General features: G+C 65.6%; 7 protein-coding genes. 3 read left to right on the forward strand and 4 right to left on the reverse strand.

All coding sequences use genetic code 11. The features are described from left to right. The first annotated feature begins 41 nt into the window (after positions 1-41). Complete coding sequence (locus tag ARC78_RS07380; protein ID WP_057506009.1) at positions 42-1,559, forward strand: fumarate hydratase; 1,518 nt, start codon at positions 42-44, stop codon at positions 1,557-1,559. 148 nt (positions 1,560-1,707) lie between these two features. Then, positions 1,708-2,343, forward strand: coding sequence for a glutathione S-transferase family protein (locus ARC78_RS07385; RefSeq protein WP_054659160.1), 636 nt, complete (start codon positions 1,708-1,710; stop codon positions 2,341-2,343). Positions 2,344-2,366: 23 nt separating this feature from the next. Here ARC78_RS07385 and ARC78_RS07390 read toward each other — a convergent pair whose 3' ends face one another. Next, entirely contained in the window at positions 2,367-3,476 is a 1,110-nt protein-coding gene (locus ARC78_RS07390; RefSeq protein ID WP_057506010.1) for a sterol desaturase family protein, read from the reverse strand. 203 nt (positions 3,477-3,679) lie between these two features. On the opposite strand from ARC78_RS07390, the gene ARC78_RS07395 reads away from it, so the two are divergent. Beyond that, a complete protein-coding gene (locus ARC78_RS07395) occupies positions 3,680-4,213 on the forward strand; it encodes a DsbA family protein (RefSeq protein ID WP_054659167.1) in 534 nt (177 codons plus the stop codon). Positions 4,214-4,256: 43 nt separating this feature from the next. On the opposite strand, the gene arsC is transcribed toward ARC78_RS07395, so the two are convergent. The 3 genes from arsC to ARC78_RS07410 form a co-directional block, all read right to left on the reverse strand. Then, positions 4,257-4,604, reverse strand: coding sequence for an arsenate reductase (glutaredoxin) (gene arsC / locus ARC78_RS07400; protein WP_054659169.1), 348 nt, complete (start codon positions 4,602-4,604; stop codon positions 4,257-4,259). Between the two features lie 4 nt (positions 4,605-4,608). Further along, entirely contained in the window at positions 4,609-5,748 is a 1,140-nt protein-coding gene (locus tag ARC78_RS07405) for a phospholipase A (protein ID WP_083468479.1), read from the reverse strand. Positions 5,749-5,892: 144 nt separating this feature from the next. Then, complete coding sequence (locus tag ARC78_RS07410) at positions 5,893-6,378, reverse strand: DUF456 domain-containing protein (RefSeq protein WP_054659173.1); 486 nt, start codon at positions 6,376-6,378, stop codon at positions 5,893-5,895. Positions 6,379-6,577 lie beyond the last annotated feature (199 nt).

Here is a 6,577-nt window from a genome sequence, read left to right on the forward strand (position 1 = left end):
CGGCTGGAACCCCCCGCCAGCCCCAAGCAAGCGAGCACGCCGTGACATCGATCAAGCAGGAAGATTTCATCCAGTCCGTCGCCGACGCACTGCAGTACATTTCGTACTACCACCCGGTCGACTACATCAAGAACCTCGCCGCCGCCTATGAGCGCGAGGAGTCGCCGGCGGCCAAAGAGGCCATCGCGCAGATCCTGATCAACTCGCGCATGTGCGCCGAGGGCCACCGCCCGATCTGCCAGGACACCGGCATCGTCACCGTGTTCCTGGAAATCGGTATGAACGTGCGCTGGGACGACGCCACCATGGGCGTGGAGGACATGGCCAACGAGGGCATCCGCCGCGCCTACGCCTACCCGGACAACAAGCTGCGCGCCTCGGTGCTGGCCGACCCGGCCGGCAAGCGCACCAATACCCGTGACAACACCCCGGGTGTGGTCAACATCAAGGTCGTGCCAGGTGACAAGGTCGAGGTGATCGTCGCCGCCAAGGGCGGTGGTTCGGAGGCCAAGAGCAAGTTCGCCATGCTCAACCCGTCCGACTCGATCGTGGACTGGGTGCTCAAGACCGTGCCGACCATGGGCGCCGGCTGGTGCCCGCCGGGCATGCTCGGCATCGGTATCGGTGGTACCGCCGAGAAGGCGATGCTGCTGGCAAAGGAGGCGCTGATGGAGCCGATCGACATCACCGATCTGCAGGCCCGTGGGCCCTCCAACCGTGCCGAAGAGCTGCGTCTGGAACTGTACGAGAAGGTCAACGCGCTGGGCATTGGCGCGCAGGGCCTGGGCGGCCTGACCACGGTGCTGGACATCAAGGTCAAGGACTTCCCGACCCACGCGGCCAACCTGCCGGTGGCGATGATCCCCAACTGTGCCGCCACCCGCCACGCCCACTTCACCCTGGACGGCAGCGGCCCGGTGATGCTGGACCCGCCGTCGCTGGAAGACTGGCCGCAGATCACCTACGACGCCTCCAAGGGCACCCGCGTGGACCTGGACAGCATCACGCCGGAAGAAGTGGCCAGCTGGAAGCCGGGCCAGACCCTGCTGCTCAACGGCAAGCTGCTGACCGGCCGTGACGCCGCGCACAAGCGCATGGTCGACATGCTCAACAAGGGCGAGCCGCTGCCGGTGGACCTGAAGGGCCGCTTCATCTACTACGTCGGCCCGGTCGATCCGGTGCGTGACGAAGTGGTGGGCCCGGCCGGCCCCACCACCGCCACCCGCATGGACAAGTTCACCCGCCAGATCCTGGAACAGACCGGCCTGCTGGGCATGGTCGGCAAGGCCGAGCGTGGCCCGGCGGCGATCGATGCCATCCGTGACAACAAGTCGGCCTACCTGATGGCGGTCGGTGGCTCGGCCTACCTGGTGTCCAAGGCGATCAAGGCCTCCAAGGTAGTCGGTTTTGCCGACCTGGGCATGGAAGCGATCTACGAGTTCACCGTGCAGGACATGCCGGTGACCGTGGCGGTGGACTCCACCGGCGAGTCGGTGCACAAGACCGGCCCGCGCGAATGGCAGGCCCGCATCGGCAAGATTCCGGTGGTGGTCGAGTAGACCGCCGGCGTTGCTGACGAGACCGAAACGGCCCGGGTTCTGCCCGGGCCGTTTTGTTTTCCGGCGAAGGCTTCAAGTTGCACCGGCGGCCCGTCTCCGGCGCCGGAGACGTCGCTAGAATGCGGTTCCGCCTGCCAGAGAGAACGCCATGTCTGTCGTGCTGTATGGATCGCAAAGCAGTGCCTCGCTGGTGGTGCACTGGCTGCTGATCGAGCTGGGCATCGATCACGCGTTGCGCCAGCTGGACTTCGAGCGTGGCGAGCAGAAGTCGCCGGCGTACCTGGCGATCAATCCGGCCGGGCGCGTGCCGGCGTTGCTGCTCGACGGGCAGGTGCTGACCGAGTCGGCGGCCATCGTGATGCATCTGGCCGATCTGCATCCGCAGGCCGGGCTGGCACCGGCACCGGGAACCCCGGCGCGCGGCGATTACTACCGCTGGATGTGCTTCTGCGTGTACACCCTGATGCCGGCGTATCGCAGCTGGTTCTACCCGCACGAACCGGCCGGCGAAAACCACAGCGAGGCGGTCCGGGAACGGGCACGCGTGCAGCTGGAGGCGGCATGGCAGCAGGTCGCCGACCAGCTCACCCTCGCCGGTCCGTACCTGCTCGGTGAGCGGCTCAGCGCCGTGGATTTCATGCTGACCATGCTGATGCGCTGGAGCCGCAACCTGCCGCGTCCGAGTGACCGCTGGCCGGAGCTGGCCGCGCATGCCGCGCGCATGAAAGCCCGGCCGGCGTTTGCCGAGGTCTACCGGCGCGAGGGCATCAGCGACTGGCGCTGAGCCGGGGCGCTTGGCGGCAGCTTTCAGTCCACGTGGTCCTGGTACCTGCGCCCGCCCTGGAACGGCATCAGGTGCTGGCTGACGATGCCCTTGGGCACGGTTTCCAGCTTCATCACGCCGTATTCCTCCGGCCACTGCGCCTGGTCGCGCGGCAGTTTGAAAGTGCCCATCAGCATGTCCACCAGCGGCAGATGGATGGCGTAGTTCACATCCACATAGTCCTGCTGCCGGGCGTGGTGCCAGTGGTGGTAGCGCGGCAGTACCAGCAGGTATTCCAGCCAGCCGAAACGGATGCCGAGGTTGGCGTGCGCCAGCACTGCCTGCAGCCCGACCAGGATCACGTAGGCGTTCACCGCCGGCGTGGAGAAGCCCAGGATCAGCAGCGGCAGCAGCACCGCGCTGCGGGTCAGCACGATCTCGACGAAATGGATGCGCGAGCCGGCCAGCCAGTCCATGTGCCGGCTGGAATGGTGCACCGCGTGGAAACGCCACAGCCAGGGAATGTTGTGATAGGCCCGATGCAGCAGCGCCTGCGCCATGTCGGCCACGAACACGGCGATCAGGAACTGCGCCCACACCGGCAGCGACTGGATCAGGTTCTTCAGCGCCGGGAAGGCGGCCAGTGCGGCAACCGTGGAGGTCGAGGCGGTGACCAGGATCAGGATGAACTGCACCAGCACGTGGCTCATGAAGAAGTAGGCCACGTCGGTGCGCCAGCCCGGCCGCAGCGGCGACAGGGCGCGCTTGCCCAGATAACGTTCCAGCGGCACGAACACCAGCGCCGAGAAGAACAGCGACAGCACGAACCAGTCCAGGCCGAGCGAGTAGGGCGTCTGGCCGATCGCGTCGAACTGCACATTGGTGCCGCCCAGCAGCACGGCCAGCGTGGCACTGCCCACGCCGAGGGTGGCGATGCGCTTGTTGCGGTCGCGCAGGATCGCCATCGTGCCGAGGATGAACGCGGCCGCCAGCCCGACCAGCAGCAGGTGGCGCGCGAACTGCTCGTTGTAGACCGCGCGGAACTCGCGGCTGGTCAGCAGTTCGGGAAAGTGGAAGCAGGCCACCGCCAGCAGACTCAACAGGCCCAGCAGGGCCGAGGTGTAGGCGAAGAACGAACGGTACTTGCGGGGCATGCGCTGACTTCCTGTCGGTGTGGCGGGATTTTGCCTGCAGGATCGGCGCAGGGAAAGTGGAGCGGTGGCCAGACGGTGTGCCGTGGCAGTTGGAGCGTTGGCCGCGCTTCACGCCGATAGCGCGGTCGCCGGGGTAGGTTCTCCTGCAGCCCGCGCGTTGGTCGCGGCCGGCAGGTCCGCAACGATCATTGGGGAGGCCATGTATGAGTGTCCTGGGTGTTCCGGCGAGTGCGCAGGATCATGTGGCCGGCAACCTTGCCGCTCCGGTCGTGCTGGTGGAATACGGCGATTACCAATGCGCGGCGTGCGGCGAAGCGTTTTCGCTCGTCAAACGTCTGCAACAGCGTTTCGGCAGCTCGCTGTGCGTGGTTTTCAGACACTTCCCGTTGCAGCTGTCGCATCCGCAGGCCTGGGCAGCGGCGGTAACGGCCGAATATGCAGGCACATACGGGCGCTTCTGGCAGGCGCATGACGCGCTGTACAGCGCCCAGCCGCAGCTGGGTGAGGAGTTCTACCGGCAGCTGACCCGGGAGCTGGGACTGTCCGAAGAGGGGCTGGTGGCGGCGCAGGAGGATCCGGCCTACCGACAGCGTATCCAAGCCGATATAGACAGCGGCATGCGCAGTGGTGTCACCGGCACGCCGTCATTCTTCATCAACGATCGCGCGTTTCTGCCACGACAGCATCTTGAGGAGTTGTACGAGGCGATCCTCGCCGTGGGTGGCAAGACGTTGTAGCGGGCCGGGGGCGGGAACGCCAAGGTCCGTCGCCCCGTGGGGCTCAGAGCAGGGCGTTCACGGTTTCCGGTGGGCGGCACAGTGCGGTGCCTTTGGCCGTGCGCACGATCGGGCGGTTGATCAGCGCCGGGTGCGCGACCATGGCGTTGATCAGCGCTGTCTCGTCGTCCAGCTGCGCGGCCAGCCCCAGTTCGCTGTAGGCGGCCTCCTTGCTGCGCAGCAGGTCGCGGGCGGGCATGCCCATTTCGGCCAGCAGGGTCCGCAGCTCGGTCGCAGACGGTGGCGTATCCAGGTAGTGGATGACCTCCACCTGCACACCGGCCTCCTGCAGCAGCGCGAGCGCGCCACGTGAATTGGAACAGCGGTTGTTGTGCCAGATTGTCGCTTTCATTGCCTCAGAACCACTCCAGTAGCGAGACACCGACGCCGACATAGGTCGCGCGGTGGTTGTAGTCGATCATACTTTCGCCGTAACCGTCGAACACCTGCACATGACCACGCAGCAGGTTGTTGATCGGGAAGCCGTAGTCCAGCTGCAGCGAGCCGTGCGCGCGGTCGCCGCTGCGCAGCGAGTGGCGGCCGGTCAGGGCCACTTCATGGCCGTTGCGGTTGTAGATGACGCTGGCATCGCCACGGCCCATGTAATCGTCGATATCCGGGTTGTTGTCGTCCTTGCGCCCTTCCGGAATGCGGTACCACGGGCGCAGCATCACTGCCCAGTTCTCGCGGTCCAGACCGACATTGAGGATCACCCGGTTCCAGCTGCGCGAGAGCGGGTCGCTGCGGCCGTTGGACTGGTGGTTGAAGCTGACTGCGCTCATGCGGCCGTTCCAGCCGAACAGCGAATAGCCGTTGCGGAAGGCCAGCATCACTTCCGGCTCGTAGTTGGTTTCACGGAACGGGCGCGAGATTTCGCTGTTGTAGGCCTGCCAGCGCGAGCTCTGGGTGTAGCCGACCCAGAGGTCGCCGTTGTCGCCGAACAGGTTCTCGGCCACCTTGGTCTTGAAGCTGAGCTGGAACTTCAGCTCGGTGCTTTCCAGCTCCTCGGCCTGGGTCACCGAATTGGCCGGGTTGGGCGAGCGCGGCATCACGTTGGGCTTGCTGGTCCAGAATGCCGGCAACAGGTACACCGGCTTGTAGGCACGCAGCTGGAAACGGCCCAACTTCGAATCCCTGGCCAGTTCCCAGCGGCTGTCCCACAGCGAACCGCGCCCGGCGTTGGCCGCGGCAGCGGCCAGGTCGTCATGTGCGAACAGCTCGTTGCGTCGCGGCAGCGGCTCGTCCAGGGCCTTGGCGGTGGCTTTGGCTTCCTTGCGTGCCTGCTGTGCGGCAACGGCGGCGGCATCGGCGGCGCGGGTATCGGCCGGCGAGCGTCCCAGTGCCTTGTCGTAGCAGGCCAGCCGGCTGGCATCGGAGTCCAGCGCGAAACAGGCCTGTGGCGATGCCGGATCGGTGATCGATTCCTGTCCCAGCGCGTAGGCGCTGGGTCCGCTCAGAGCGAGCAGGATGGCGAGATGAAGCGGGAGGCTGCGCATGGGCATGATCCGGTCGCGGAAAGTTGAAGCCTGCTTCGGATGCGGGCCATGGAAGGATGTCCGCTGCGGAGCAAGTGGTCAGGTCAGGCGGGATTGTCGGTGATTGTCTCGTGCAGGGGGAGTCATGAGACACCGGCGGCCCGCTCAGAAGAACCACGCCACGGCGAAAACGCCGAGCATGGCTACCGCCAGGCCAAGTTTCAGCGCGACCCCGAGCACGATGCCCAGCCACGTGCCGAGTCCGACCTTGGTGGCCTGGCCGAGCTTGCGCCCGTTGATGTATTCGCCGGCCAGCGCACCGGCGAACGGTCCAACGAACAGGCCGATCGGCATGAAAAACAGGCCGGCCACGGTACCTATCGCCGATCCGACCAGGGCCAGCTTGCTGGCTCCGACCCGCTGTGCGCCGATCACCGTGGAAAGCACGTCGATCACCACCGAAATCGCGGTCAGGACGCCCAGCAACAGCAAGGGGAGCCAGCCGACCCGGTCAAACCCGTCGGTCCACGCCGCAACCAGCAGCCCGGCGAACACCAGGGGCACCCCGGGAAGCGCGGGGAGAATGACGCCTGCGATCCCGGTCACAACCAGCAGTCCGGCCAATACGTACAAGATGAATGAATAGTCCATAGGGGTCCCACTGATGGGTCAAAAGGGGGTTGACAGAGTGGCTTTTACCCGATTGCAATTTCATTTTTCCCGGGTTAAGTTGCAGCCGCTGAGCTTGGCAAGGTCACCGTGGTAATCCCCCCGCAAAACCAGCGCAGTGAGAAGTAGAAGTTTTCGAAGGAAAATTTCTACCATGAAGAAGTCCCGATTCACCGACAGC

This window comes from Stenotrophomonas pictorum JCM 9942 (genome assembly GCF_001431585.1).
Classification (GTDB): domain Bacteria; phylum Pseudomonadota; class Gammaproteobacteria; order Xanthomonadales; family Xanthomonadaceae; genus Stenotrophomonas; species Stenotrophomonas pictorum.

What these genes read in the sequence shown, in the direction of transcription:
- ARC78_RS07410 (WP_054659173.1), bottom strand. Translation starts at nt 6,378, where the DNA reads ATGGACTATTCATTCATCTTGTACGTATTGGCCGGACTGCTGGTTGTG.
- ARC78_RS07385 (WP_054659160.1), top strand. Translation starts at nt 1,708, where the DNA reads ATGTCTGTCGTGCTGTATGGATCGCAAAGCAGTGCCTCGCTGGTGGTG.
- ARC78_RS07395 (WP_054659167.1), top strand. Translation starts at nt 3,680, where the DNA reads ATGAGTGTCCTGGGTGTTCCGGCGAGTGCGCAGGATCATGTGGCCGGC.
- ARC78_RS07390 (WP_057506010.1), bottom strand. Translation starts at nt 3,476, where the DNA reads ATGCCCCGCAAGTACCGTTCGTTCTTCGCCTACACCTCGGCCCTGCTG.
- ARC78_RS07405 (WP_083468479.1), bottom strand. Translation starts at nt 5,748, where the DNA reads ATGCGCAGCCTCCCGCTTCATCTCGCCATCCTGCTCGCTCTGAGCGGA.
- arsC (WP_054659169.1), bottom strand. Translation starts at nt 4,604, where the DNA reads ATGAAAGCGACAATCTGGCACAACAACCGCTGTTCCAATTCACGTGGC.